Annotated in this window: 25 protein-coding genes and 2 tRNA genes; 7 read left to right on the top strand and 20 right to left on the bottom strand. The window is 49.6% G+C overall.

What is annotated here, in order from left to right:
• Positions 1–53: 53 nt before the first annotated feature.
• On the top strand, positions 54–2,828 hold the full coding sequence (locus tag Q4563_RS07855; RefSeq protein ID WP_303604164.1) for a response regulator: 2,775 nt from the start codon (positions 54–56) through the stop codon (positions 2,826–2,828).
• Between the two features lie 32 nt (positions 2,829–2,860).
• Here the strand turns inward: Q4563_RS07855 and recO are convergent, their stop codons facing one another.
• From recO to lepA, 6 genes are all read right to left on the bottom strand, one after another.
• Entirely contained in the window at positions 2,861–3,559 is a 699-nt protein-coding gene (recO, locus tag Q4563_RS07850; protein WP_303604163.1) for a DNA repair protein RecO, read from the bottom strand.
• Positions 3,560–3,584: 25 nt separating this feature from the next.
• A complete protein-coding gene (gene era, locus Q4563_RS07845) occupies positions 3,585–4,493 on the bottom strand; it encodes a GTPase Era (RefSeq protein WP_303604162.1) in 909 nt (302 codons plus the stop codon).
• Positions 4,494–4,497: 4 nt separating this feature from the next.
• On the bottom strand, positions 4,498–5,178 hold the full coding sequence (gene rnc / locus Q4563_RS07840; protein WP_303604161.1) for a ribonuclease III: 681 nt from the start codon (positions 5,176–5,178) through the stop codon (positions 4,498–4,500).
• A complete protein-coding gene (locus Q4563_RS07835; protein ID WP_303604160.1) occupies positions 5,171–5,593 on the bottom strand; it encodes a DUF4845 domain-containing protein in 423 nt (140 codons plus the stop codon). Before Q4563_RS07835 ends, rnc begins: the two co-directional genes overlap by 8 nt.
• Positions 5,594–5,723: 130 nt before the next feature.
• Positions 5,724–6,584 carry a signal peptidase I gene (gene lepB, locus Q4563_RS07830; RefSeq protein ID WP_303604159.1) on the bottom strand — a complete coding sequence of 287 codons (861 nt, stop codon included), beginning with the start codon at positions 6,582–6,584 and terminating at the stop codon, positions 5,724–5,726.
• Positions 6,585–6,612: 28 nt separating this feature from the next.
• Entirely contained in the window at positions 6,613–8,430 is a 1,818-nt protein-coding gene (gene lepA / locus Q4563_RS07825; RefSeq protein WP_215975451.1) for a translation elongation factor 4, read from the bottom strand.
• Between the two features lie 228 nt (positions 8,431–8,658).
• Here lepA and dapE point away from each other — a divergent pair, with 228 nt between their 5' ends.
• The 4 genes from dapE to Q4563_RS07805 all read left to right on the top strand — a co-directional run bounded on the left by dapE (position 8,659) and on the right by Q4563_RS07805 (position 12,635).
• Positions 8,659–9,804, top strand: coding sequence for a succinyl-diaminopimelate desuccinylase (dapE, locus tag Q4563_RS07820; RefSeq protein WP_303604158.1), 1,146 nt, complete (start codon positions 8,659–8,661; stop codon positions 9,802–9,804).
• Positions 9,805–9,899: 95 nt separating this feature from the next.
• Complete coding sequence (locus tag Q4563_RS07815; protein ID WP_303604157.1) at positions 9,900–11,105, top strand: MFS transporter; 1,206 nt, start codon at positions 9,900–9,902, stop codon at positions 11,103–11,105.
• Between the two features lie 131 nt (positions 11,106–11,236).
• Positions 11,237–11,890 carry a lipoprotein intramolecular transacylase Lit gene (locus Q4563_RS07810; protein WP_303604156.1) on the top strand — a complete coding sequence of 218 codons (654 nt, stop codon included), beginning with the start codon at positions 11,237–11,239 and terminating at the stop codon, positions 11,888–11,890.
• Between the two features lie 10 nt (positions 11,891–11,900).
• Positions 11,901–12,635 (top strand): dienelactone hydrolase family protein, encoded by a 735-nt coding sequence (locus tag Q4563_RS07805; RefSeq protein WP_215975447.1) that lies wholly within the window; start codon positions 11,901–11,903, stop codon positions 12,633–12,635.
• An 80-nt stretch (positions 12,636–12,715) separates the two neighbouring features.
• Here the strand turns inward: Q4563_RS07805 and Q4563_RS07800 are convergent, their stop codons facing one another.
• Positions 12,716–13,186 carry an NADAR family protein gene (locus tag Q4563_RS07800; protein ID WP_303604155.1) on the bottom strand — a complete coding sequence of 157 codons (471 nt, stop codon included), beginning with the start codon at positions 13,184–13,186 and terminating at the stop codon, positions 12,716–12,718.
• 82 nt (positions 13,187–13,268) lie between these two features.
• The gene (locus tag Q4563_RS07795; protein ID WP_303604154.1) at positions 13,269–14,888 is read right to left on the bottom strand and encodes a protein adenylyltransferase SelO; all 1,620 of its coding nucleotides are present in this window, start codon (positions 14,886–14,888) and stop codon (positions 13,269–13,271) included.
• Between the two features lie 148 nt (positions 14,889–15,036).
• Between Q4563_RS07795 and Q4563_RS07790 the strand changes: the two genes are divergently transcribed.
• Positions 15,037–15,786 carry a peptidase gene (locus tag Q4563_RS07790; RefSeq protein ID WP_215975444.1) on the top strand — a complete coding sequence of 250 codons (750 nt, stop codon included), beginning with the start codon at positions 15,037–15,039 and terminating at the stop codon, positions 15,784–15,786.
• Here Q4563_RS07790 and Q4563_RS07785 read toward each other — a convergent pair.
• From Q4563_RS07785 to Q4563_RS07765, 5 genes are all read right to left on the bottom strand, one after another.
• The gene (locus tag Q4563_RS07785) at positions 15,722–16,768 is read right to left on the bottom strand and encodes a zinc-binding metallopeptidase family protein (protein ID WP_303604153.1); all 1,047 of its coding nucleotides are present in this window, start codon (positions 16,766–16,768) and stop codon (positions 15,722–15,724) included. The two genes, Q4563_RS07790 and Q4563_RS07785, sit on opposite strands and share 65 nt — an antisense overlap.
• A complete protein-coding gene (locus Q4563_RS07780) occupies positions 16,765–17,718 on the bottom strand; it encodes an alpha-E domain-containing protein (RefSeq protein ID WP_215975442.1) in 954 nt (317 codons plus the stop codon). Before Q4563_RS07780 ends, Q4563_RS07785 begins: the two co-directional genes overlap by 4 nt.
• Positions 17,718–19,166 carry a circularly permuted type 2 ATP-grasp protein gene (locus tag Q4563_RS07775; protein WP_215975441.1) on the bottom strand — a complete coding sequence of 483 codons (1,449 nt, stop codon included), beginning with the start codon at positions 19,164–19,166 and terminating at the stop codon, positions 17,718–17,720. The genes Q4563_RS07780 and Q4563_RS07775 overlap by 1 nt, the downstream gene beginning before the upstream one ends.
• 475 nt (positions 19,167–19,641) lie before the next feature.
• Complete coding sequence (locus tag Q4563_RS07770; protein ID WP_303604152.1) at positions 19,642–20,469, bottom strand: class I SAM-dependent methyltransferase; 828 nt, start codon at positions 20,467–20,469, stop codon at positions 19,642–19,644.
• A 44-nt stretch (positions 20,470–20,513) separates the two neighbouring features.
• Positions 20,514–21,164, bottom strand: coding sequence for an OmpA family protein (locus Q4563_RS07765; protein WP_215975439.1), 651 nt, complete (start codon positions 21,162–21,164; stop codon positions 20,514–20,516).
• A 261-nt stretch (positions 21,165–21,425) separates the two neighbouring features.
• Here Q4563_RS07765 and Q4563_RS07760 point away from each other — a divergent pair, with 261 nt between their 5' ends.
• Positions 21,426–21,869 carry a hypothetical protein gene (locus Q4563_RS07760; RefSeq protein WP_303604151.1) on the top strand — a complete coding sequence of 148 codons (444 nt, stop codon included), beginning with the start codon at positions 21,426–21,428 and terminating at the stop codon, positions 21,867–21,869.
• Between the two features lie 10 nt (positions 21,870–21,879).
• Here Q4563_RS07760 and Q4563_RS07755 read toward each other — a convergent pair whose 3' ends face one another.
• From Q4563_RS07755 to Q4563_RS07725, 7 genes are all read right to left on the bottom strand, one after another.
• Complete coding sequence (locus tag Q4563_RS07755) at positions 21,880–22,200, bottom strand: PilZ domain-containing protein (protein WP_303604150.1); 321 nt, start codon at positions 22,198–22,200, stop codon at positions 21,880–21,882.
• Positions 22,201–22,204: 4 nt separating this feature from the next.
• The gene (locus tag Q4563_RS07750; protein WP_215975437.1) at positions 22,205–22,981 is read right to left on the bottom strand and encodes an MBL fold metallo-hydrolase; all 777 of its coding nucleotides are present in this window, start codon (positions 22,979–22,981) and stop codon (positions 22,205–22,207) included.
• Positions 22,982–23,010: 29 nt separating this feature from the next.
• The gene (gene bamC / locus Q4563_RS07745) at positions 23,011–24,171 is read right to left on the bottom strand and encodes an outer membrane protein assembly factor BamC (protein ID WP_215975436.1); all 1,161 of its coding nucleotides are present in this window, start codon (positions 24,169–24,171) and stop codon (positions 23,011–23,013) included.
• A gap of 20 nt (positions 24,172–24,191) precedes the next feature.
• A complete protein-coding gene (gene dapA / locus Q4563_RS07740; protein WP_215975435.1) occupies positions 24,192–25,067 on the bottom strand; it encodes a 4-hydroxy-tetrahydrodipicolinate synthase in 876 nt (291 codons plus the stop codon).
• A 123-nt stretch (positions 25,068–25,190) separates the two neighbouring features.
• Positions 25,191–26,258: a quinolinate synthase NadA gene (gene nadA / locus Q4563_RS07735; RefSeq protein ID WP_215975434.1), complete on the bottom strand. Its 1,068-nt coding sequence runs from the start codon at positions 26,256–26,258 to the stop codon at positions 25,191–25,193.
• A gap of 160 nt (positions 26,259–26,418) precedes the next feature.
• Positions 26,419–26,494 (bottom strand) — tRNA-Lys (locus Q4563_RS07730).
• A 75-nt stretch (positions 26,495–26,569) separates the two neighbouring features.
• Positions 26,570–26,645, bottom strand: a tRNA-Lys gene (locus tag Q4563_RS07725).

Here is a 26,645-nt window from a genome sequence, read left to right as displayed (position 1 = left end):
AGCCTCGGGGCAAGTATCAATTACTGCGTGATAATCAACGATAAGCATAATCCATGAAAACAAGCAGCGTAAAAACCGAAGTATGGAGGCTTATCCTCCTGCCCGCCATCAGTATCTCGCTTTTGCTGTCGGCCACACTGACATTCTTGTTTGTCAGCAAGCTCGATGACTTTGTCGAAAAACGTGGCTGGCTACTGGCAGAGAAAACCGCAAACCTTGCTCATATTTCGTTGTCGGCTAACAACCCCGCGATTCTAGAAGCCCTGATTCAAGCCACTTTGGAGGAACCACTGGTTAGGGCCATTCATGTGCACGACACCACCCACCAGCTCGACTACCATGTAGGCCCTAAATTTTTTGCAGTCACTACGGACACAATTGTGGCCAATGGCCATGTCCATGAAAAACAAACTCAAGGTTCTATCCGCTATCACCACCCCATTGTTAACAGCGAAGGGCAGCAAGCCTTAGGCTGGCTGGAAATTGAATTGCTGTTATCGCCTTACTGGATAACGATCTATCAGGTGTTATTGATTGTGGTGTTGGCGACTATGGCGTGTTTGCTTTTGGCGGGTTATTTGGCCGTCAAGCTCAATGCCAATATTGCCACGCCACTGCATTTGATTCGCACCGCGGTAGAAAAAATTAGCGCCGGTCAACTGAACGCGCGAGTAAACGGATACTTTGCCTATGAGTTTGAGTGTTTGGCCGCAGCGGTCAATGATATGGCCAAGGCGCAAGAACAAGCTCAAGGTGATATGCAATTACACATTGAACAGTCGATGCACGACGTACGCGAAACTATGGAGACGATCGAGGTACAGAATATTGAACTGGATATGGCTCGAAAGGAGGCGCTCGCAGCCAGCCAAATTAAATCAGAGTTCCTGGCCAATACCAGCCACGAAATTCGCACCCCACTCAATGGCATTATTGGTTTTTCGAACCTTGCCCTAAAAACGAAGCTCGATGAAAAGCAGCGCGGTTATGTACAAACCATTCACGACTCAGCCCATAATTTGCTGACCATTATCAACGATATTTTAGATTTTTCCAAAATAGAGTCCGGAAAATTAGTGCTCGACTACGCTCCCTTGCCTTTACGTCAAGTGGTGGAATCCACGGTGGAAACTCTATCGTTTGATGCCTCAGAAAAAAATCTACAAATTACCACGATTATCGACAATAATATTCCGCCGCAGCTAATGGGAGACCCACTGCGCTTCTCACAAATTCTATCTAACTTGTTAGGCAACGCGATTAAGTTCAGTGAGCGCGGAACCATTACAATCGAATTTCAATTAACCCACTTTGAAGAAAATCAAATCACTATCAAAGGGATCGTCCGCGATCAAGGTATTGGTCTATCGCAAGAACAACAAAATCAACTTTTCTCCGCCTTTGCTCAGGCCGATGCGTCCACCTCGCGTGAATACGGCGGAACCGGCTTAGGTCTGGCAATTTGCAAGGGACTAGTAGACAGAATGCAGGGAGATATTGGAGTCGAGAGCGAAGCCGAGCCTGGAGCCACTTTTTGGTTTACAGCAACCTTAGGCGTAGACCCGCATTATATCGCCCCCGAATACAACGCTTTAAAAAACCATCGGGTACTCGTCTGCGCGCAGAGCAATGCGGCCTTCGGACAACTGCAATCTTTAATGCAGAGCTGGCAAGGTGAATCTCTCTGGGTAAATTCCGTGCACGATATCATTCCGATTTTACGCTCCGAGCAAGCTCAAGGGCGAAAGTACTCACTCATGCTTTGGGATATTTCACCAGACGAACGTCGTCTGCCGCCAGCGTTGATAGCCAATATGGCAGAGCAATTGAATGTGGAATTTTTCTGTAAAGTAATCGTTTGCTGTACACCAGCACATCGAAATTTTTTCCATCAGCACCCTGAAAACCAAGTCATCTCTTTTATTGTCAAACCAATTCAAAGTCAGCCATTATTAGACGCCATCAGCCAAGCATTGGATTTACATTTAACTGAAGAGGCACCTATTGAGATAAAAGAACAAGAAAAATTAGATGTTCTTTTAGTGGATGATAACGAGGCCAACTTACAATTAACTACCGAATTTCTGCACGACTTAGGGGTGAATGTAACTCAGGCTGTCAGTGGCATGCAGGCCTTAGACTTATTCGACCGCGCCAATTTTGATATTATTTTTATGGATATCCAAATGCCCGGCATGGATGGTATTGAAGCGACGAAGCGTATTCGTGAAAAAGAACAACGCAGTGGTAGGCGCACCCCTATAGTTGCCCTCACCGCCCACACGGTGACCGAACAAAAAACTGACTTACTTATTGGCGGTATGGATGACTGCATACGCAAACCCGTGACCGATAAGCAGCTCGATCATATGCTCAGTCGCTGGACTGGTATGTCGAGCCAGCTCCGCCGCGTACTGGAAGCCCCAGGTTCCAGTGATTGCGAAGCCTCCGACCCTAATAGTCCGGTCAACCTACCTCAGTGTTTATCCTTAGCCAATCATAAAGTTACATTAGCCAAAGATATGCTGACTATGCTGCTGGATAGCTTGAGTGAGGAGAAAAAAGCAATTAATGAGGCCTATCAAGAACAACACTGGGCAAGCCTACAAGAGCTAATTCACAAGCTATATGGTAGTTGCTGCTATACCGGTGTGCCCCATTTGCGCAGCTTATCGGGCCTATTGGATAAAGTCCTGCAGGCTGGTCAAATTGAGAATCTCGAAGCCGAAATTAATGCACTTAACAATGCCATCGAACAAATTCTACAGTGGCGAGAAGAGCAAAATCTCGACCAAATATTCGAACAGTTAACGAATGATAAGAGCTAGCCTCGCTCTAAGAAGTGGGCACAACCGCTTTATTATTGAAATAGCTGGCGCGACTGCAGCGGTTTTGCCCCCAGCAAAGGCTGTAATAGCTGCCGATGAGTATACTTTGCCAACCTGCGCGCCGGTTCATGGCGCCAATTGCCAGCGGCCACCTGAAGAATATCCTCCCCGGATAAGGCACCGGCTTCACTCGCATTAAACAGTGGAACAAAGCCTGCCTGTGTGTCCAGCCGGTAGTGCATATCGGTGCGAATAGGCTCCTCGGAGCCGGCCTGAGTGTGCCAGCTAATATTGACCCCAAGGCTATCGAGTAGCCTGCCCTCCAGCTGGCGCAGTATCACTTCGATATCCCCTCCTTCAGACAGAGCACCCAGCGCCCACTGGTAATCATCATAGAGGCTGGTGTGCGCATCCCACTCTGGCAGCAAGCGCACCAGCAATTCATTCAGGTACAAACCGGAATAAAGTGCGTAGCCCTGCAGAGTTTTGGTGTTTCCCGCCCATTCAAAATGACTGATTAATTTTAAAGAGGACTTGCCCTGCAAATTAATCAGCAGCGGTGTAAAGGGGAGCATGGGGGTTTTGTTGTGTTTTTTACTGGCTTTTCGTTGACCGCGCGCCACCCCAGCCACCACACCATAGTGGCGGCTGAAAAACGTGACAATTAGGCTGGTATCCCGATAGGGGCGAGTGTGAATAACATAGGCCGGTTCAAATTCGATACGCTGCATACCCATTGACTACCGGCGGTATTGGTTAGAGATCGTCGTAACCCAAGCTGCGCAATGCGCGCTCATCATCTGACCAACCAGACTTAACTTTGACCCACAGCTTAAGCATGATTTTATTGTCTAGCAGCGCTTCCATATCTTGCCGGGCTTGCTGACCAATCTGCTTAATACGATCGCCTTTATTGCCAATCAAAATACGTTTTTGCCCGTCCCTTTCCACCAGGATAAGCGCACCAATATGCAAGGTTTTACCGTCGTGTTTGTACTCTTCAATCTCGACGGCCATTTGGTGGGGCAACTCATCACCCAGCTGGCGGGTAATTTTTTCGCGAATAATTTCCGCCACCATAAAACGCGAGGAGCGATCGGTAAATTGATCTTCCTCATAAAAATGTGGCCCTTGCGGCAGGTAGTTTAAAATCAGATCGTGCAGGCGATCTAAATTGATGCCACGCAGTGCGGACAGAGGAATAATCTCATCGGCTTTTAAGCGCTCAGACAGAGACTGAAGGTGAGGCAGCAGCGTGTTTTTATCGTCAATTTGGTCCACCTTATTGACCGCTAGCACCACGGGTGAGTGGCTATTTTCGACATAGCGTGCCACCATTTCGTCTTCTTCTGTCCAATTTAGACGGTCGACGACAAACACAATTAAGTCTACATCTTTCATAGCCGAACCAGCGGCTCGGTTCATATAGCGATTAATCGCTTTGGGTTGATTTTTATGCAGCCCCGGAGTGTCGACAAAAACAATCTGATCGCGCCCTTCTGTTTTAATACCGGTAACGTTGTTACGGGTGGTTTGAGGTTTGCGCGAAGTGATGCTGACCTTCTGCCCCAGCATATGATTAAGCAAAGTGGATTTGCCCACATTGGGGCGGCCGACAATGGCGACAAAGCCACAGCGGGTATCATTAGCTAAGGATTCAGCCATAGGGTCAATCTATTCCAAGTTTTTTCAGCGCTAAGGCTGCGGATTGTTTTTCGGCAACGCGACGACTACTAGCAGTAGCAACTTCGGGGTTTTTTAACAGACTAACATGACACTCAACCGTAAAAGTTTGAGCGTGAGCTTCGCCTTCAATGTTCACCACTTGATAATCGGGCAGTGGCTGCTTGCGACTTTGCAAATGCTCCTGCAGCCGAGTTTTGGCATCTTTGGCGGGATTGTCTAAATTTAAATCATCCAAACGTGGCTGATACCAACGCAGTACACATTGACGGCAGGTATCGAAGTCACTATCGATGTATATCGCCCCAATAATGGCTTCTACTGCATCGGCCAAGATCGAATCACGCCTTTGTCCACCGCTTTTCATTTCTCCTTCACCGAGCAACAAGCACGGGCCTAAATCAAACTCGCGCGCCAACTCCGCCAGAGTTTCTCCCTTAACCAATTGCGAGCGCAGACGACTCAACTGGCCTTCGCGAGCCGACTCGAACTGATCAAATAAAGCGCGAGCAATAATAAAGTTGAGAATTGAGTCGCCGAGAAACTCCAGCCGCTCATTGTTGGCAGCGCCCACACTGCGATGGCTTAATGCCAGAGAGAACAGTGCTAGATCATCAAACTCATAGTTGAGTTTAGATTGCAGTCGGGTTAAGACAATGTTATTCACCGCTGAGCATTTCCTCAGGTGGGCCACAGCACTCCTCTGGGGCGCTGGTATCCAGCACATTGAAGAAACTCATCACTACATCAACATTGGCGATTAACGGTACGCGCACTTCGTACTGATTAATCACCAGCATACCTTTACTGGTAGGCTGAAATTCAAGCTCTTTAGCACCGGGAGAGCGCACATTATTAATCGAATAATAATTACTCAAGCTGCGACTAATTTCTTGCTTGCGCATATTTTTAAGTTCATTGCCACCTTGCTTCGTCAGCGACTTAAAACCGTTAACAATGTAATAGTTTTCAGCATAAACCGGCGCCATTTTGGCGATACACAAGCCAAAAAAGCCAACCACCGCTAACAATACAAGCCAAGCAATCGCAGAAAGGCCTCGTTGAGATTGATAATTGATCATAAACTCCACCCTGTTGCCCATGAGAAAACTACGGTTACCAAATCTATATCAAGCATTTTATGACTCTTTTAACCCAGTGTAATCCGGTTTATTCAGTATATAAGCAGCTAGACTCGAATAACAGCAGTGGTTAGTCAATCGCCCCCGCGCGATCAAAGCTTGGCAGGCTAAACAGTGAATCCCAATGCATCCACACCACCATGGCCTTGCCTACGATATGGTCTTCGGGGACAAATGGGTCGTCCCAACCACGACTGTCAAAGCTATTATCACGGTTATCACCAACCATAAAATAATGGCCTTCGGGTACTCGCCAACTGCCACGACGGCTGTATTGCCCGGGGCGCAGATATTTGCGTGAGGTAAATTCATGCTCACCTAAAGTTTCACGCACTAGCTTAAACTGCGGCTTTTGGGCTGGCAGCACTGCCTGTAGTGTTTCGGGCACGGCCTCACCGTTAATAAATAGCTTGTGGTTCTCATAACGCACTAAGTCACCGGGCAAACCAATCACCCGCTTTATGTAATACGTATCGGGCAAATGCGGGGGAAAGAACACCATCACATCCCCGCGCTCAGGGTCATTGATCTCAATAATTTTTTTATTGATAACCGGTAAACGAATGCCATAGGTGAATTTATTGACCAGAATAAAATCACCAACATCGAGAGTCGGCTCCATCGAACCCGATGGGATTTGAAAGGGCTCAGCAATAAAAGATCGCAAGACGAACACAACCAACAAGACTGGGAAAAAAGACTTACTGAACTCAATTACCACCGGCTCGCGCTCGGCAGCAGCCATGGCTCGATGATAAAGCTCGTAGTCTTGACTGTTTTCGTCGGTAATATTACGCCCTTCGAACTCGGCTTTTACCGCCGCCACTTTGCGTCGTCGGGGAGCCGAAAGTATCAGCCGATCAAACAGCCAAGCGAGCCCCGTAAAAAATACCCCGATGGTTAAAATAAGGGGTAAATTAATATTTTCCATGCCATGCGCCTTAAATATTAGTAACGGTTTAACTGTCTACTTGCAGAACGGCCAAGAACGCTGACTGGGGGATTTCAACATTACCCACCTGCTTCATGCGTTTCTTACCTTCTTTTTGTTTTTGTAAAAGCTTCTTCTTACGACTGGCATCGCCACCGTAACACTTGGCGGTTACGTTTTTGCGCAGCGCTTTTACCGTGGTACGAGAAACCACATTGCCACCGATAGCGGCCTGGATTGCCACATCAAACATTTGACGAGGAATCAACTCTTTCATTTTTTCGGTCAAACTGCGACCAATGCCCTGTGCGTGATCGCGGTGCACAATCAGCGCCAGCGCATCAACTCGGTCACCGTTGATCAGTACATCAAGACGCACTAAGTTGGCGGCCTCAAAACGCGAAAAGCTGTAATCCAGGGAGGCAAAACCGCGACTGACGGATTTTAGACGGTCAAAGAAATCCAGCACCACTTCGCTCATTGGCATATCGTAGCGTACCGACACCTGTTTACCCATATAGTGCATATCGCGTTGCACACCACGCTTTTCCACACATAGGGTAATCACAGCGCCTAAGTGCTCTTGCGGCACCAAGATGCTGGCTTCGACAATCGGCTCGCGCATTTCTTCAATCAAGCCGATATCGGGCAATGCAGACGGATTGTCGACGTAAATAGTCTCACCTTTGGTGGTCACTACTTCGTAAACAACGGTGGGGGCAGAGGTAATCAGGTCCAGATCGTACTCGCGCTCGAGCCGCTCCTGAATGATTTCCATATGCAGCATGCCGAGAAAGCCACAGCGAAAACCAAAGCCTAGTGCGTCGGAGCTTTCTGGCTCGAAAAACAAAGAGGCGTCATTAAGGGTAAGCTTTTGCAACGCATCGCGAAAGTTTTCAAAATCGTCCGAGCTTACTGGGAACATGCCGGCGTAAACCTGCGGTTTGACATGCTGAAAGCCCGGCAGAGCCTCTACCGTCATATCTCCGGCGGCAATCAAGGTATCGCCCACGGGAGCACCTTGAATATCTTTAATACCTGCGACAATAAAACCCACTTCGCCGGCTTTTAACTCTTTTAGCTTGTGCAGCTTAGGGTTGAAAACACCCACACTGTCGACCACATGCGACTTACCGATAGACTTGGTAACGATTTTATCTTTAACTTTTAAGGTGCCCTGTTTAACCCGCACCAACGAGACAACACCTAAGTAGTTGTCGAACCAAGAGTCGATAATCAGCGCTTGCAAAGGCGCATCCACGTCACCGACCGGTGGCGGTACCATTCGTACTAACTCTTCCAGAACATCTTCAATCCCCAAACCGGATTTGGCGCTGCAGCGCACCGCTTCGGTGGCATCAATGCCGATAATATCTTCGATTTCTTGCGCCACGCGCTCTGGGTCCGCTTGGGGCAAATCCATCTTATTGAGAACCGGAATGACCTCCAGTCCCTGCTCAATTGCGGTATAGCAGTTGGCGACCGATTGGGCCTCGACCCCCTGTCCGGCATCCACTACCAGTAGCGCCCCTTCACAGGCCGCTAAAGAGCGCGACACTTCGTAGGAGAAGTCAACATGGCCTGGGGTATCGATAAAGTTAAGTTGGTAAGTTTCGCCATCGCGGGCGGTATAGCTGAGGGTAACGCTTTGCGCTTTAATGGTAATACCGCGCTCGCGCTCGATATCCATTGAGTCAAGAACTTGCTGCGCCATTTCCCGATCGCTTAATCCGCCACACATTTGTATAAACCGATCAGCGATAGTCGACTTGCCGTGATCGATATGGGCGATGATAGAGAAATTTCGTATATGCTTGATTTCTTTGGGGTTAATACTGTCTGACATTCGGTCTCAACTCAACTGCGAGGCCAATAAACACTCGCCAAGATAGGGGTTTAGGTGCAATTAGGCGGGTACATTCAAGGCCCAATCACGCCAAATTTAAAGGCCGCAAGTGTAGCTTATTTACTCTTTGGGTGCTATGAGCAAGGCCCCATATCGTCATCACTTCGCACCTTTTGCTGAATTTTGCTAAAATCGGCGGCCCTAATTTGCCCACATCAGGAAGTATCCATGTCCAACCCCGCGCCATCCCCCACTCTTGAGTTGGCCCAAGCGTTGATCAGCCGACAATCCGTCACCCCAGAGGATGCGGGTTGCCAAACCTTAATGATCGAGCGCTTAGAAGCCATTGGCTTTACGATTTATCCTTTGCGTTTTGGCGACGTCGATAACTTTTGGGCCGTGCGCGGCGAAAGTGGCCCGCTGTTAGCCTTTGCCGGTCATACCGATGTGGTACCCACCGGGCCCGAATCTAACTGGCAGCACCCCCCATTCAACCCAATCATAGATGATGGCTACCTGTGTGGGCGCGGGGCAGCCGATATGAAAGGATCGCTGGCCTCAATGTTGGTCGCCTGTGAGGACTTTGTTGCTGAACACCCCAATCATAATGGTCGTATCGCTTTTTTGATCACCAGTGATGAGGAAGGCCCTGCCCACAACGGCACGGTAAAAGTAGTGGAATGGCTGGAGCAACAGGGCAAGAAGATTGATTGGTGTATTGTCGGCGAACCTTCGAGCACTGAGGTTTTAGGCGATGTCATCAAAAACGGCCGCCGTGGCTCTTTGGGCGCCGAACTCACCGTAAAAGGGATTCAGGGGCATGTCGCTTACCCACACCTTGCGGCCAACCCCATCCATCTGGCAGCACCAGTGTTAGCCGAATTAGCCAGTAGTGAGTGGGACCAGGGCAACCAATACTTTCCAGCCACCACCTTCCAAATTTCCAATTTTAACTCAGGCACAGGGGCGACTAACGTCATTCCCGGTGAAGCCCATATTGTCTTTAATTTTCGCTTTTCTACCGAAGTTACCGAGGAGCAGTTGCGCCAAAGAACTGAAGCGATTCTCCAAAAACATGGCTTAGAGTACGACTTGACCTGGAAGCTGAGTGGCCAGCCTTTTATAACCGAAGAAGGCACACTGGTAGACGCTGTTGTCAAAGCGGTGGCCGAGACCACCGGCACTCAACCGCAATTATCGACCAGTGGCGGCACCTCAGATGGTCGGTTTATCGCCCCCACCGGTGCTCAGGTGGTAGAGCTAGGCCCGGTCAATGCGACCATCCATAAAGTCGACGAGCGAGTGCGTGCCTCCGACCTCGACCAGCTTACCAAGGTGTACTGTCAAACCTTACGCAATTTATTGGCAGACTAACTATTGAGCCACTATCGTCGGCCCAGAACCTGAGGCTAAAGATAGTGGCTTATTATCTGCCAGCATTCTAACTATCGATGATTAACTGAGCCGGCGTGCGAGATTACTTTACTTTTTTACGTGACAACTGGCCCCTACTAGGCTTCGGCTTCAGCTGTATTTTTTGGGGTAATTTAGGCCAATCATTTTTTGTCAGCTGGTATGGCGCCAGCATTCAGGGGGCATTGAATTTGAGTGCTGCGGCCTATGGCAGTCTCTATTCGGGGGGCACTCTGGCCAGCGCCCTAACGATTATTGCCCTGGGCGGGCTTATCGACCGCTGGCCCTTAGCGCGTTTTACTATAGCAGTGGCTGGCGGCCTCACCGCCGCCTGTATTCTTATGCTGATCAGTAATCACGCTTTCGTGCTATTAGGGGCGTTTTATTTGCTGCGCCTTTGCGGTCAAGGTTTATTGCCTCACACCGCCCAAACCACTATGGCGCGTTACTTTGATGCAGACCGAGGTAAGGCGCTGAGTGTCTCCACCAGTGCAGTACCTATCGGCGAGGTCGTCCTACCCCTACTTGCCGTTGCCTTGATTAGCAGTATTGGCTGGCGCGGCAGCTGGTTTGTGTTCGCCCTTAGTATTCCATTGCTTTACCTACCGATAAGTCTTTGGTTATTGCGTCGCTCACCTCAGCTGCAACACGACCTCCCCCCACAGAGCGCGCACACTAAAGCTAAAGCCAAGGGCCGCCGCGATATGCTGGGTGATTATCGTTTTTGGCTGGCATTGCCCACCGTGCTCGCCCCACCTTTTTTATTGACCGCGATTTTTATTCAGCAAGGATTTATTTTGCAGGAAAAGAATTGGGATCCAATCTGGTTGGCCAGCTGTTTTATCGTCTTCGGTGCTATGCACTGGCTCGCCTCTTTACTCGCTGGTGTGTTAATTGATCAATTTAGTGCACGTAAACTCTTACCCTTTATACTGGCACCTTTAATACTGGCCTTATTGTCTCTGGCGTATCTAGACGGTTACTGGGTAGCACCATTATTTATGGGGTTATTGGGAGTCACAATCGGCACATCAAGCCCGGTCAACGGTGCTTTATGGGCAGAGGTGTACGGCACGACAAAACTGGGGTCTATTCGCTCTTTAATGACCGCATTAATGGTACTGAGTACCGCCGCCTCCCCTATTTTATTTGGTGCCATTATTGATATGGGGGCCAGCGCCCAAACGTTGTTTTCGGTCTCGGCCTTATGCGTCTTAGCCGCCGCAGGCTTAGTGATGCTCTCTTACCCGCAACAACCCTAAGAAAGTGACAAAACACGCGCTTTGCGCTTACACTGGCCACTCAAATAGTAGAAAACTGGGAAGAAAACGTGCGCCTGAACTCCCCCCTCTGGATCATCTTGTTACTGTGCCATTGGCTTACTTGTGGCTTTGTGGCATGGAATCTACTGGCCGCTGGCAATTTTGGTTATGGCGCCGCGTATCAATGGCTTGAGATTGATCAGCATATTGCCAGCTACGGCCCCGAGAACCGTAACCGCAGCCACTTTGCACTTACCGATAAAGATCAACATATCGAGCTGTTTCAGCAAATCAATACCGCCGTGCACGGGGCACCGCAAGATTTAAAAGACATCTACTTTCACCCCAGCCAGGGAGCAAGCCAAACCTTACTCACCAAACCCGAGGTTGTGCATTTAACTGACGTTGCTCACCTAATTGATAAGGTATACACACTGGGCTGGATCGCATTAACAGCCATGATCATCTGCCTGCCCATTCTCTACTATCACCGGGCGCCTCTGCCCCGCCCCAGCCGGGTCTTGGCCAGCGTTTTAGGCGCAATGGGCGCAACCTTTGCGCTGGTTATGCTATTGGGCCCTAAACATGTCTTTTACACTTTACACACTTGGATTTTCCCTCCTGAACATCCATGGTTTTTTTACTACCAAGATTCACTAATGACCACGCTAATGAAGGCACCCGACCTATTCGGATTTATCGCGGCTTTATTGTTAGGGCTTTGGTTAATCTTGTGGGCCCTTTCGCTCTTTATTATGATTCGGCTCTGGCCCCAAACCCCGTAACGAGGTCACGATGATTACCCAAACTGAGATTGCCGATATACCCACTGCCACCGGCACGATGCGCACCTACATCTACCGACCGGTGGCAACAGCGAGTTATCCCACCGTTATTTTTTATTCAGAAATTTTTCAGCAAACCGCCCCGATTGCTCGTTCCGCGGCGATTATGGCCGGCCATGGCTTTGTAGTTTTAGTGCCCGAGGTTTTTCACGAGCTAAACCCTATCGGTACTGTTTTGGCTTATGACGATGCAGGAAAAGACAAAGGTAATCAGGATAAATTCACCAAGCCTCTGGCCGACCACGATACGGATACCGAAGCCATGGTGCGCTATATCGATCAGGCTGAGTTTTGCAACGGCCAAATAGGCAGTATGGGGGTTTGCATTGGAGGGCATCTCGCCTTTCGGGCGGCCCTGAATCCGCGAGTTAAAGCGGCATCGTGCCTATACGCCACCGACCTACACTCCAACACTTTACCCGCCAGCGCCGCAGACCAAAGTTTGGCCCGAGCCGGCGAGATAACAGCCGAGTTGATGATGGTGTGGGGACGCCAAGACCCCCATGTTCCCGATAATAGCCGAGCCGAGATTAATCAAGCTCTGCGCAGTGCTGGCTGCCACTTTAGTTGGCACGAGTTCAATGGCCAACACGCCTTTATGCGCGATGAAGGCGAACGCTACGATGCCGAATTAGCGTTAACCTGCTATCGAATGTCCGTCGATTTGTTTCGCCGTGCACTGTAAATAAAAATGCGACATTTAATGCATAAAAGGCTGCTAGAAAGTTAGCACCTTCCAGCAGCCTTTAAGAAAGATTTCGCCCATTATTGGGCTTTTTCTTGCCGTCGCTTTTCTCTGACATTCATCAGAATTTGGCCATAATGGTTGGCGCCGCGCTTGTCGCGGCCACAACCCCAGAAATAATCAAACTGGCTGTTTTCCACCAATGTTTGGTCGCCGGTGGCCAGTAACGCTTCATCCAGTGCGGGGTGGGTGCGCATTTTGATATACACCGCCCGCGTCATAATCGTGAGCTCTAACGCTTTCCAATCCGGGCGTTTCTTTTTAAACCAACGACCGCCCACCTTGCGCGCCTGTAACGCAGTAGTCGTGGCTTTTACGGCATCGCGATCGGCCTGCTTAATGTATTTCATGGTTTGGTAGTAGTGTTCGACCGTGGGCCAATGTTCACCATCCAACTCAAAGCCGTGCTCAGACACCCGGCTAAAACCATTGTCGGCATCATCCATAGAAAAGTAATGTGCGTCTTCTTGCGCGCTGGTAAATAAACCCATAATGCTCGGCATCTCTTTACGATTGAATTCGCGATATTAACCCGCGGTGATTATATGGTGATTCGTCGGTGGCTCTCAGCGATTAAGAACTGCAAGACAACATAGAGCAACCCGCTTTTACCCGCGCCCACTCGGGGCGCTTGGCGGCATAGCGCTCATATTCGGGCTGCTCATCATAGGGGGCGCGCAAGAGTTGAAGTAGCCTATTCACTTCACCAAAGTCGCCTTGCTCTGCCTGCTCAATGGCTTGTTGCGCGAGATAATTACGCAACACGTATTTAGGGTTAACCGCTTTCATTCGCGCCACACGGTCAACATCTGACTCCCCTTGGCTTTGCAAAGATTGTTCGGTGCGCTGCAAATAGCGTTGAACCCAGGCGCAAGTTTGTTCGCGAACCTCGTCGGGAACAGCTTGATAGTAAGCCTCGTGCAGCGGGGCCAAATGCTCCCAGCAAATGTCGCTACCGAGCAGTTGTGGGCTAATATTGGCCAAATTGCGATAAAAAATCGTCATGTCGGTTTCGGTTTGCTGCAATAATCGCAGTAAATCCTCAACCAGCTCACCATCTTTGTCTTTATAGTGGGCAAAACCCAATTTAGCGGCCATGTCGGCGCTGCGTCTTTGAGCAAACACTTCGCTGTACCGGGCCAGCGCCTCTTCTAAGGGTTGTGCCTCCTCAATTAAGGGATAAATAGCGTTGGCGAGCCGAACCAAATTCCACAAGCCAATATTCGGTTGTGCCCCAAAACTGTAACGCCGACCTTGGGCATCGGTGGTATTGGGTGTCCAATTGGGGTCATACCCTTCCAGCCAACCGTAAGGGCCGTAATCTATGGTCTCACCCAGAATCGACATATTATCGGTATTCATAACGCCATGTACAAAGCCCACACGCATCCAGTCTGCCAAAAGGTGTGCACTGCGCTCAACAATCTCGCCAAACCAGCGGACATAAGTATCGCGATCAATCTGACCTTCCACTAAGTGTGGATAATTCTGTTCAATGGTGTCATCGGCAAGCTTTTTAAGTAACGCCTGCTCGCCGCGCTGGGCAAATATCTCAAAAGAGCCAAACCGAACAAATGAGCGAGCCACCCGGCACACTACCGCTCCCGGCTCTTGCTGAGGGTGCCCGTCGTAAAACATATCACGGGTGACCTTATCGCCGGTCAGTACCAAACTGAGTGCACGAGTGGTGGGAATACCCAGGTGGTGCATGGCCTCGCTGCAAAGAAACTCACGAACGGATGAACGTAAAACCGCTAAACCGTCGGCATGGCGCGAATAGGGAGTACGCCCAGCGCCTTTTAACTGCAAGGTCCAAAGCTCACCGCCGGCATTGACCTCACCTAAGTTTATCGCCCTGCCATCGCCTAGTTGGCCGGCCCAATGGCCGAATTGATGGCCGCCATAGCACATAGCGTAGGGTTGCATATCCGGCAGTAATTGCTTACCCGAGAACACATGGCTAAATGCCTCGGTTTGACACAATTGTTGGGAGAGGCCCAGTAATTGTGCTACCTCTGGGGTATAAGCGACGCTTAGGGGGGCGGAAGCAGCGCGCGGGGTGGCGTCACTGTAACAGGCGCCAAATACTTGGCGAGAGCTGTCATCACCACTGTGATCACCGGGCAATGCCTGAATAAAGCGATTGACGATTGGCAAGCTTTGAGCCAGTTGTTGCAGATCACGATCCAGCATAATTCCTCTAGCATGCGACATATTGGGATATTGTAACATTTCAGCACACGCCGCCCCTGGCTTTAAAATCATCGCAGACGATGCTTGACGGCGCCCACTTTCAAACTTAATCTAACCGGCCTTTTATCCTGTTTCGGCTGCCTAATTTATGACCTATTGCGTTGCTATTACCATGGACGCTGGCCTGGTATTCTGCTCTGACTCCCGCACCAATGCCGGAGTGGATCAAGTCAGCACCTACAGCAAAATGTTCCACTTCAAAATTGCAGACGAACGGGAACTGATTATTCTATCGGCTGGTAATTTGGCCACCACGCAGGCTGTCGTCTCACAGGTTAAACGAGATATTCGCGACGAGGCACTCACCAGCTTAAAAACGCTCCCGGACATCAGCGAAGCGGCGAGCTATTTAGGTGAGATTAGCCGCCTAGAGCAAGAAAAACACTCAAGCGTAGGCGGACCCAATGCCGGTGCTAGCTTTGAAGCTAGTTTTATCATCGGTGGGCAAATCGGTTCGGATAAACCCCGTTTGGCCATGGTCTACCCACAAGGTAATCATATTACCACCTCCAAAGACACACCCTACTTACAAATCGGTGAGAGTAAATACGGCAAACCTATTCTCGATCGTATTCTCAACCGCACCACGTCTTTGGAAAACGCTTCACGCTGCGCTCTAGTATCGATGGACTCAACTATGCGCAGCAATCTCACCGTCGGCCCACCTATTGAGCTGGCGGTTTATCCAACTGACAGTTTTGCAACCACCCGCTTTCGATACGACGATGACGATGATTATTTGCGCGATTTGAAAAAAGCATGGGATCAATACCTCATTGAGGCGTTTGACCGTCTCCCCCCTTTGCAATGGTCTGATGCTCAATCACCTGGTGAATAAATTTTAGCTTGTCGGCAATTTTAGGTGTGATCATAAAGGGATAGGCATCAGCCAGCCCCATACTGCGATTCAATGCATTGAGTTTTACGGCAAAATCAAGCCATGTATCGATGGCTTTTTCTGCATCTACCCGTCCATTTTTTTGCAGTGGCTCAACCAATTTAAAATGTATGGCGGTATCCAGGGTATCGAAAATATGTAGGTAATGCGCCCATGTTTCTGCCCAATCTTCCAGCGGATGAGATACGGCGTAGGCACTAATATACGAATCCTGCCAAAAGTCAGGTGGCGGGTTTTGGTAATGGTTATTTAATGCCTGCTGATAATCAACAGTGGGGTCGCCGAAGAGTTCCTCAAAGCCTGCACGCCACGGAGTGTTAGCCACTAATATTTCATAATAATAATGGCCTATTTCATGACGAAAGTGGCCTAAAATCGTTCGATAATGCTCACCCAGCTCTTCTTTAACACTCTCGCGATAGGCATCATCGGCCTCGGCCAAGTTAATAGTGATTAAACCACTACTGTGACCCGTGGCGACAAAACTTTCCGCATAGGCCGGATTGGTCCGGGCATCTTCCAAAAACTCAAATGCTAAACGTACCTGCGGGTTGGCGACGGATTGTATAGGCAGCCCCAAATTTAACAGCGAGTATATGACATGACGCTTGGCCGCCTCTAACTTGCCCCAACGACTGATATTTTCCACCGACACCAAATCTGGCACCGTTCGATTGAGCTGGCATGAGAGACAGTAACGGTTCTCCGCACCTTTTTTTACCAGCCAGTTGCACGCATTATAATCGTAATAATTCTGGCAATAGTTATAGTCTTGACCATCATCGTGAAGCCAGCCCTCAACATCGGGAAAAGCTCGCATGGACAATGTGTGCGAATCGAACCCTAATCGACGCCCACAAACCAAACATTGGTTGTTGAAAAAGAAAACCTGATTGCCACACTTACAGTGAAAATCTCTCACGGGGCCACCTGAGCCTGGGGTAAAAACCAGGTAGTGGCTATTGCCGAGTGCACCTCACCAATACTGGCTTGAATAGACTCGATATGTTCTTCTAAACCGGACTCTAATAGTTGGGGGATATCGGCTGTTTTCAATTGCCGCTTAACGCTTACCAGCACTCTCTGTGGGTCATCGCTATTCGGCAGGCGAGAAAACGATTCGCTCAGCTCACTCAAGCAGTGCTCAACAGCACGCGGAAAGAGCGGATCCTGGAGCAAAAACATAACTACATCTTCGGCATTTACTCGATCTAAAACATGTTGCCGATACATCTGATAACCACTTAACGAGCGCAACACACTCATCCATAAAATATTTTCAAACGGTTCATTGGCTTCTATTTCCGTTAATGCCTTGGTCAGAATACGCCGGGTGCCCACATCGACAATACGCGACGTCATATCTGCACGCTCAAGATTACAGCCCAAGCGCAAAAAACCATACGCATCGTTATGACTCATGCAGCCCGCTAACATACCGGAAAACTGCTGAACTTTTACAATCACCTCTTCAAGAAGGGCCTGCCTTTCACCTCGAGCAATGCCCTTAGGGAGTCTTTCTTTCAGGTATAGGTACAAATCATTAACAAGCGTATACACCTCTGAAGGCATAATTTCTCGAGTGATTCGAGCATTTTCCCGCGCACAGGTAATGGAGCTTATAAGTGAACTGGGGTTATTCTGATCGGCTAATAAAAAGCGCATAACCGCACGTTCATCGGCGCTATCCAAATCACGTCGGTAAAAATCACTGCCGCCACTGATATCGATCAGCGTCCCCCAGCCGACGCTGACACCGCGTGGCAAATCCAGCAGTAGCTTAGTATTTACATCCACCAAACGGGCAACATTTTCACAGCGCTCCATATAGCGCCCCATCCAATAAACACGCTCCGCTACTCGTGACAGCATTATTTTTCCTCCTCAGAAACTATCCAGGTATCTTGGCTACCGCCACCTTGGCTGGAATTCACGACATAGGAGCCTTTTTTCATTGCCACTCGAGTGAGGCCGCCGGCGGTAACGCAACTGGTGCGACCTTGCAAAACAAAAGGTCTTAAATCTACATGGCGAGGCTCGGCATTTTTACTTTCTAATATTGGATTGGTCGACAAGGCAATTAATGGCTGCGCCATATAATTGCGCGGCGATGCTTTAATCAATGCAGCAAATTCATCGCGCTCTTTCTGACTGGCCTGCGGTCCAATGAGCATGCCATAACCTCCCGATTCATTAGCCGGTTTAACAACGAGCTTATCGAGGTTTGCCAGTACATATTCGCGCTGCTCTTCATCAATACACAAGTAACTTGGCACATTGGGCAGTATGGGCTCCTCGCCAAGATAGTATTTGATCATATCTGGTACAAATGTATAGATAACCTTATCATCCGCAACACCAGCCCCAGGAGCATTGGCAATAGCCACGTTACCTTTTTGCCACGCGCGCATTAGGCCAGGCACACCCAGCACAGAGTCAGCATTAAACACTTCAGGGTCGAGAAACAGATCATCAATACGGCGATAAATAACATCCACTCGCGCCAGGCCATTGATGGTCCGCATAAAAACGTAATCATCCTCCACCACCAGGTCGCTGCCCTCGACCAGCTCGACCCCCATTTGTTGAGCCAAATAGGAGTGTTCAAAATACGCCGAGTTGTATATGCCCGGTGTCAAGACAACAACTTCGGGAAACTCTAATGGGCGAGGCGAAATAGCCGCTAAGGTATCGAATAATTGGTTGGGGTACTCGGTGACAGGTAAAATATTGTGATTTTCAAATAACTCAGGGAAAATTCGCTTTGTCACCCGACGATTTTCCATCATGTAAGACACGCCCGATGGCACTCGCAAGTTATCCTCCAAGACGTAAAAACTGCCGTCTTTATCTCGTATCAAGTCGCTGCCGCAAATGTGTGCCCACACCCCTAAAGGTGGTTTCATTCCTACACATTCGGGGCGAAAGTTGACAGAATCAGTGATTAACTCGGCCGGCATTATCTTGTCTTTGATGATGTTCTGCTCGTTGTAAATATCATCAATAAAACAATTGAGGGCCGCTAGGCGCTGAATCAAGCCACGCTCTGTTTTGAGCCATTCTTTGTGTGAAATCACCCGAGGTATAATATCGAAAGGCCAGGCGCGATCGATGTTACCCGCCTCAGAATATATCGTAAAAGATATACCCATGGTTTTGATAGCGAGTTCTGCAGAATGTCTACGAGCCGTAATTTCCTCACTCGACAAGCCCGATAAGTACTTCGCCAAATTGCGGGTCACTTTTCGCGGATAACCGGGCGAGCTGATTAATTCATCGTAAAACTCACCACCATCGTACTCACGCCAATCAATTTGCATAATAGCTCCCAGATTCTGCTCTGAATGAAAACAGCGACGCCTATACCTATACAGCAAGCGCTTAACTCAACAAGCATAAGTCACGCCAAGACGATGCGCCATTTTATCGCCCCACTAGGGTAGACCCATAGATTCTTCCTACCGACTATACGCCTTAATCCGACGCAGAGGCACCAAAACGGACCAAAATAACAAACTGGGCCACACCTGCACTCTAGACGGGGGCGACGCTTGCTTTATACTGATGCCATGAAAGCGAAAAGCCGATTCAAAAAGTTTATGCAAGCGCCCTTCGATGTCTGTTACAAGCAATTTCGAATGGGTGCCATGACTTTTTTTTGTGGCATGGTCACGATTTATATTGCCTCGCAGAGCCTTGAGCCGTCATTACAACAGGAGCTGGTTACTTTAGTAGGAGTAGCACTGGTCGCGATTGGCTTTGTGGTTGCTATGCTTGCACAAGGAAGGATTCTGTTCAGTCGACTGTATCATTTTTGGCATGACTCCCATCGTTGAGCGCGCCCGGCAGCTTACACAACGCATAAATATCAAAGCGACTGGTTTTTCCTTCTAAGGTATAACTGGGTGGTGTATCCGCAAGATTGGGCGCCTTGCGTGGGCGCTTCACCACAACCCGGTAACGAGCCAACCCCAACGCTTGCTGCAATAGCTCGTCGGCGTCCTGATCTCCTCCCACCAGGGTGTGAAAGGCCTGCATCTCTTTTTTTACCTGCGCCGCTTTCTGTCTTTCTGGGAACATAGGGTCCAAATAAACCACATCGGCTTTGCTAGCTCGCGTCATAAACAAACGCGCATCGGCCTCAAGCAGCTGCATACGACCAATAATAGCCGCTAGGGTCGCGTCTGCACTGATTTCAGCTCGGGACAGCCCGTCTTGTAGCAGAGCGTGCACAACCGGGTTGCGCTCTAGCAATTGCACATCACACCCCAAGGTGGCCAACACAAAAGCATCGCGCCCCAGCCCTGCGGTAGCATCGAGCACACGGGGCATCACGTGGGCGCTGATACCACACGCTTTGGCGATCATTTGCCCCTTACCGCCGCCGAACTGACGCCGGTGATTAACCGCCCCACTGGCAAAGTCGCACCGAATAGGCCCGGGAGCTTTGCGCCCCGTATAAGCCAAGGCCACACCCGTATGATCGTACACTAAGGCAAAATCGACATGGGTTAGGTCGCTGGGTTGAATATTGCTCAATAGCTCAACCCCCAGCAACTCAGACATACGAGCTGCCTGTGGGTACTGCATTTTGTGATTACAAACGATAATAGGGTAAGACATAAGGGGCTCCTCTACCCCTTATATTATCAAACCGAAGTGGTTAATTACGATTGTGGAATCAAATCAATTTCCACTCGACGGTTTTGTGCCCGGCCGCTAGAGGAGGCATTACTGGCTATCGGATAGCGTGAAGCATAGCCCTCAGAGCGCAATCGAGAGTAACTTACCCCTTGTTGCGCCAAGTACTCTTTAACACTTTGCGCTCGTCTTTCGCTGAGCAACTGATTGTACTGGCTTGAACCGGTAGAATCCGTGTGACCGGTGATTTTCACATTGGTTTTTTGATACTCGCTTAATACGGTTGCCACGGAGCTCAGTACACTGTGAAATTCACTCCGAATCGTATATTGGTCAGTAGCAAAGGTAATGTTGCCAGGCATAATCAGAGAAATAGTGTCGCCCTCGCGCTGTACTTGCACTCCACTGCCTTCGAGCTGTTGTTTTAGCGCCGCCTCTTGACGATCTTGGTAGAGGCCAATACCACCGCCGATGGCACCGCCTGCCAGAGCGCCTGTTACCACGCCTTTTTCACGATCATTTTTACTGGCCGATGCCATGCCTACCGCTGCGCCGGCAATGGCGCCTACAACAGCGCCTGTGGTAGCGCTAGAGGTTTTTTTCTCACCGGTATAGGGATCAGTGGTCGTACATGCTGTGAGGGCGAACAAGGTGGTATAGGCGATCAAACGTTTCATAAAATTTCCTACCTAAAACTTACGATTAAATTGGGGCCAATAATACTACGCAGAGTACAACTTTATCGAGTCGCAGTTAACAACGCCTCACAAGCATAAAAGTTTTACCCTAGCGTAGTGCCTCGGGCCATATACTGTCACAATACACGCAGACCACTTAACCGAAACTGAATATTTTTGAGCTCATCAACTATGTCACGCATCCTTTGCTGTATTTGTTCCTCAACTCTTTTTTTCTTAACAGCTTGCAGTGGCTACGAAGTGTCGGTCAATGACAATGTCCTTTATAGCCCTAAACCATTGCTGGCAGACATTAAAGCGGCCGACCCAAGCTTACAGTCATGCATTCGACAGACCATTGAGGATGAAAAAATTCACACAAGCAGCCAACTCACTCGTCTGCGCTGCAGTTATGCGGGTATTGAGTCAGTGATGGGGATAGAGCAATTTTACGCCCTAAAGGAATTGGATTTATCGAACAATACTATAGAAGACTTAGGCCCCATTGGGCTACTAGGCAAGCTGACAACGCTGGATATAAACCACAATAAAATCATTGATACTAAGCCACTAATAAATTTATTACGGTTGAGCGACTTGAGATTAACCGGCAATCAAAAACTATCGTGCGATAGCTTACGCAAAGTATCGGAAACTGTGTATGAAAATAATGGCCATCTTGAACAGCCCGAACATTGTATGTAGTCGCTATCGGCTAGCCAGCAAAGGCTAAGCCTATAGTATTGCGATGCTGACGCACTACCCGCATTTTCACAGGCTCAGCATTAATCGGCCCCACTACCTTACGAAACAAAACCTGAACCTCCGTCCCCAAAGGCGGATTGGGTTGATTTTCAATCATCACTTGGGCTCCACCATCGGAAATGTCAGTGGTAAAGCCGACAATAGTACCAATGCTGGGGTGAGTCATTTCAACCCGAATGCTGCGGGTAGTTCGCTCGTGTTGACGACGCTCCATGGCGACGATATCTCCTCGATTGCGATAATGGCTTAATCTAAATATAGCAGAATTCACGCCGCTACTGCAGCGCATGCCCAGAGGTCAGCTCTATCCAGCTAAAACCTTCATCCTGACAGGCATAGCACACCTGTTTAACGTTTTCCGTCACTGGGCTTAAAGCCGCTTGTGCAGCGGCCAAAGAGTTGTTTTTTTGGCTGATATGAGCGATCACCAGCGCCTGCAGTTTTTCCGTATTGACGCGCTGTAAAAACCCCGCCGTTTGTTGATTACTCAGGTGCCCCCAAGCGCCTCCTACCCGACGTTTCAACGAGGGTGGATAAGGGCCACTCGCCAACATAACCGGATCGTGATTGGCCTCAAGCAGTAGAGCATCGCAATTGCGATAACGCTCCTCGACATGTGGCGAGATGCTTCCCAAATCGGTCAATACCCCTAGGCAAATATCGTTGGCATGAAATATAAATTGGGCAGGCTCACGCGCATCGTGCGGCACAGGAACAGGCTCAATTTTAAGTCCTGCTAGAGTGAATTCCCGATAGGCTTCAATAAGATGCAAATGGGGAATAGAGCCAAGATCGCGGCTGTGATAAGTGCCGGGAGTCATGTAAACGGGGGTTTTATAGCGCCGCGCCAAAGCGGCCACTCCTTTAATATGATCACTGTGTTCGTGAGTGACCACCAGAGCGGTTAAGTCACTGGGGTGACAGCCAAGTTTTGCCAGTCGGATCTCGGCTTCTTTCATGCTAAAACCGCAGTCTAATAATAGCGCGCCATGACTCCATTCAATGACGGTGCCATTACCTTGACTGCCGCTGCCGAGCGAGGCAAACCTCATAATGAGCTCAATCGCCAGATCGCCCAGGATTAAATTAGGTTAGTTCGTAACACCGTTAACAGTTGGCGAGCCAAACGTGGCTCAAGCCTTTTGCCGTAAGCATCGCGCAGATGAATCGTATAGTCGCCACTGCCACCTTTTACAAACAGCAAATAACCGGGCGCATCTGGAAATTGGCTTTCCTTTTCAGGTGCCGACAACGGGGCTGTCACAAAAGCATCGCCACTGGGAACCTGCGTTAATAACTGCTCTACTGTATAAGGACTTTCATGGACGATTTTTTCATCACCAGAGAACCAACCACTGAACCAACCTTCGTCTTCAGCTTCGGGGGATTCAAAGTGCAAATAGTACACGTCCTGCCCTGCTGCACTGTCATAGATGGCAAAGCCATTTTCTTTCATGGCGTGAAACAGTGTTGCTTTGGCCCGGGCTTCATTAAGACGTAACTTCATAACCGGTTCGCTGGCTTCCACCACCAATCCAGATTTTGCTTCACCGCCGATCGCTTGTGCCAACAATGAGGTACCGCCTAAGGTAGCATCAGCTGCTAGGGCAGCGGCCATTTCATCCAACAACCAAGATTCCCGCTCTTTAGACGTTGACGCTTGTGGCCACTCGGCCGATTCCGGTGGTTTATCTCCGGCCACCGATTGGTGCAAAATATGAATTTCACTGGTCTCAGGTTGCACGCCCTGATCTATCTGCACCCGATATCGATCGATGGTGCTTAAATCTGTTTTGAACTGCAACCAGTGACTGTCGATAAGACCACGACTGATATCCGCGCTGGCGACATCGACATTATTCTCATTTAAGAAACTTCTCACCCGAGGCCATACTTCGCCCGGAGAAACATTCATTAACATCCAGCGCTCTTCACCTAAACGTTGAATTTTAATGTTTTCTTGCATTAAATTCGTTGCCAGTGGCTCTGGCCGCGGGACATCATTGTCATAGCTGGTCGTCTGCTCAAAGTCAGTTTCGATCAGCGGGGGTATTGGATAGAGCTTACCCAAACGCTGGTCGCTCATCCCCTCGGGGACTTTAATCGGCGCGATTTTATCGGCCTTTTGATAATCGCCACCACGGTTGCGAAAATAGCCGTCGTCGCCACCGAATACGCCGCAGGCAGAAACCAGCAACATCAAACTAAATACCCCAACCCGTCGAGCTAATGTTTTTATCATAGTGACAATTTCAATTCCGCTTAAATCAAGTCTGCATTGTGCAGTGCCGCTCGCACCTGCTCATGGTATTGCTCGGACAAAGGCGTCAAAGGCAATCTGATACCGTTTTTGCACACACCCATCTCCACGAGTGCCCACTTAACCGGTATCGGGTTTGCCTCCAAGAAAAGCGCTTTATGCAGAGGCATTAACTCGGCGTTAATCAGTCGAGCTGCCTCGGCGTTTCCGGCAATGGCTAACTCACACATTTGAGCCAGCTTACCGGGTATGACATTCGCCGTGACAGAAATATCCCCATGACCGCCAAGAATCATCAATTCTACTGCGGTTTCATCATCACCCGAGATGATTTTAAAGCCTTCTGGGGCATGATCGATAATAGCTTTGGCTCGATCCATATCGCCGGTGGCTTCTTTAATACCGATGATGTTAGGTATTTTTGCCAGTTCCAGCACGGTTTCAGGCTGCAAATCCACGGCGGTGCGGCCCGGCACATTGTAGAGAATTTGAGGGATGTCTACCGCCTCAGCAATGGCTTTATGGTGCAAGTACATGCCCTGCTGGGTGGGTTTGTTGTAATAGGGAGCAACCAGCAAACAGGCGTCAGCTCCAGCCTCCTTGGCCCCCCGGGTCAGCTCAATAGCCTCTGAGGTTGAGTTCGCACCAGTGCCGGCAATAACCGGAATACGGCCCGCTACCCGCTTGACCACAAACTTAATCACTGCAAGGTGTTCATCCACATTCAAAGTGGCCGACTCGCCAGTGGTACCCACCGCCACAATGGCGTGTGTGCCCTGCTCTAGGTGCCAATCCAGCAGGTGGGCTAAGCCATCCCAGTCAAGACTGTTATCGCCATGCATCGGGGTTACCAGGGCAACCATACTGCCTTGAATCATAGTTACTCCAAATCGGTAGGCGCACCGGGCGGTCGCCACTTTCGACCGAGGCGATTCACCTCGATCACAGGTTTACAATTTGGCGTCATGTTACGCACCGCTGGGGGTAGAGACAAGCGCCCGTTAGCTCTTTTTAAACTCCAACATCCGCCGCAATGGACGCATGGCCATTTCAGCGAGTTCGGCATCGACAAAAATCTCATTGTCGGTACGATCAAAAACATCCGCCAGATTGTCCAGCGCGTTCAACGCCATCCATGGGCAGTTAGCACAGCTGCGACAAGTGGCTCCACTACCAGCGGTAGGCGCCACATGGAACGTTTTATCCGGGCATCGCTGCTGCATTTTGAAGAAAATACCCTGGTCTGTTGCCACAATCAGTTCTTGATTGGGCAATGTTTCAGCGGCCTGAATCAGCTGGGAGGTGGAGCCCACCACGTCGGCCAGCTCAACCACACTTTGCGGAGACTCTGGATGAACCAACACTGCCGCTTCAGGATATAGGGTTTTTAAATCCTCAATGCCTTTGGCTTTGAACTCTTCGTGCACAATACAGGCCCCATCCCACAACAATACGTCTGCGCCGGTCTGCTTTTGCACATAAGAGCCCAGATGCTTATCGGGCGCCCATAAGATTTTTTCACCATTTTTATCCAAGTAATCAACCACATCCAGCGCGATACTGGAGGTCACCACCCAGTCGGCACGCGCCTTAACGGCGGCAGAGGTGTTGGCGTACACCACCACGGTTCGGTCCGGGTGCTGGTCGCAAAACGCGGCAAACTCATCTGCAGGGCAACCAATGTCCAGTGAGCAGGTAGCCTCCAGGGTTGGCATCAGCACGCGCTTGTGGGGGGTCAGAATTTTGGCCGTCTCCCCCATAAACTTCACCCCGGCCACAATCAGGGTATCGGCTGGGTGCTCTTTGCCGAAGCGTGCCATTTCCAGCGAGTCGGCAACGCAGCCGCCAGTTTCCTCAGCCAATTCCTGAATTATAGGATCGGTATAGTAGTGCGCCACCAACACCGCATTGTGCTGGGTTAGCAGGGCTTTAATTCGCGCCTTGTAGTCACTCCTTTCTTGCTCACTTAATTGCGCGTGAGGGTTAATGCCAGCCAGGTGCTCCACCACGACCTGACGGTCAGCGGCGAGAGACTCGATTTTGGCGGTTTCAATAACGTCACTGGACATAATGTAATTACCCAAATAGCCCCGCAGATTGTGCGGGACGGGTTGAACTATAAGCGGGGCATTCTACCACAGCACCCGCTTTTTTCGCTCTATTCACCCGCGCGCAGACTGAGCGCAAAGCAAAAAAAAACGCCAAGCCCCAAGGGCTCGGCGTTTTATATGGTGGGTCGTGCGCGACTCGAACGCGCGACCAATTGGTTAAAAGCCAACTGCTCTACCAACTGAGCTAACGACCCATAAAACTGACATACACTGTAATTCTAGTAAACACTTAAATCGGCAGCGCTCAGTAAACTGCCAATCTTTGAAAATGGTGGGTCGTGCGCGACTCGAACGCGCGACCAATTGGTTAAAAGCCAACTGCTCTACCAACTGAGCTAACGACCC

The sequence above is a fragment of the Gilvimarinus sp. 1_MG-2023 genome (assembly GCF_030548285.1).
Note: the sequence above shows the minus strand (reverse complement) of the source record. Positions and strands in the feature narration are given on the sequence as shown.

Excerpts from the sequence above, each read along its gene's own strand:
- Q4563_RS07855 (WP_303604164.1), top strand. The coding sequence starts at position 54 with ATGAAAACAAGCAGCGTAAAAACCGAAGTATGGAGGCTTATCCTCCTG.
- recO (WP_303604163.1), bottom strand. The coding sequence starts at position 3,559 with ATGCAGCGTATCGAATTTGAACCGGCCTATGTTATTCACACTCGCCCC.
- era (WP_303604162.1), bottom strand. The coding sequence starts at position 4,493 with ATGGCTGAATCCTTAGCTAATGATACCCGCTGTGGCTTTGTCGCCATT.
- Q4563_RS07835 (WP_303604160.1), bottom strand. The coding sequence starts at position 5,593 with ATGATCAATTATCAATCTCAACGAGGCCTTTCTGCGATTGCTTGGCTT.
- lepB (WP_303604159.1), bottom strand. The coding sequence starts at position 6,584 with ATGGAAAATATTAATTTACCCCTTATTTTAACCATCGGGGTATTTTTT.
- lepA (WP_215975451.1), bottom strand. The coding sequence starts at position 8,430 with ATGTCAGACAGTATTAACCCCAAAGAAATCAAGCATATACGAAATTTC.
- dapE (WP_303604158.1), top strand. The coding sequence starts at position 8,659 with ATGTCCAACCCCGCGCCATCCCCCACTCTTGAGTTGGCCCAAGCGTTG.
- Q4563_RS07805 (WP_215975447.1), top strand. The coding sequence starts at position 11,901 with ATGATTACCCAAACTGAGATTGCCGATATACCCACTGCCACCGGCACG.
- Q4563_RS07800 (WP_303604155.1), bottom strand. The coding sequence starts at position 13,186 with ATGGGTTTATTTACCAGCGCGCAAGAAGACGCACATTACTTTTCTATG.
- Q4563_RS07795 (WP_303604154.1), bottom strand. The coding sequence starts at position 14,888 with ATGCTGGATCGTGATCTGCAACAACTGGCTCAAAGCTTGCCAATCGTC.
- Q4563_RS07790 (WP_215975444.1), top strand. The coding sequence starts at position 15,037 with ATGACCTATTGCGTTGCTATTACCATGGACGCTGGCCTGGTATTCTGC.
- Q4563_RS07780 (WP_215975442.1), bottom strand. The coding sequence starts at position 17,718 with ATGCTGTCACGAGTAGCGGAGCGTGTTTATTGGATGGGGCGCTATATG.
- Q4563_RS07775 (WP_215975441.1), bottom strand. The coding sequence starts at position 19,166 with ATGCAAATTGATTGGCGTGAGTACGATGGTGGTGAGTTTTACGATGAA.
- Q4563_RS07770 (WP_303604152.1), bottom strand. The coding sequence starts at position 20,469 with ATGTCTTACCCTATTATCGTTTGTAATCACAAAATGCAGTACCCACAG.
- Q4563_RS07765 (WP_215975439.1), bottom strand. The coding sequence starts at position 21,164 with ATGAAACGTTTGATCGCCTATACCACCTTGTTCGCCCTCACAGCATGT.
- Q4563_RS07750 (WP_215975437.1), bottom strand. The coding sequence starts at position 22,981 with ATGAGGTTTGCCTCGCTCGGCAGCGGCAGTCAAGGTAATGGCACCGTC.
- bamC (WP_215975436.1), bottom strand. The coding sequence starts at position 24,171 with ATGATAAAAACATTAGCTCGACGGGTTGGGGTATTTAGTTTGATGTTG.
- dapA (WP_215975435.1), bottom strand. The coding sequence starts at position 25,067 with ATGATTCAAGGCAGTATGGTTGCCCTGGTAACCCCGATGCATGGCGAT.
- nadA (WP_215975434.1), bottom strand. The coding sequence starts at position 26,258 with ATGTCCAGTGACGTTATTGAAACCGCCAAAATCGAGTCTCTCGCCGCT.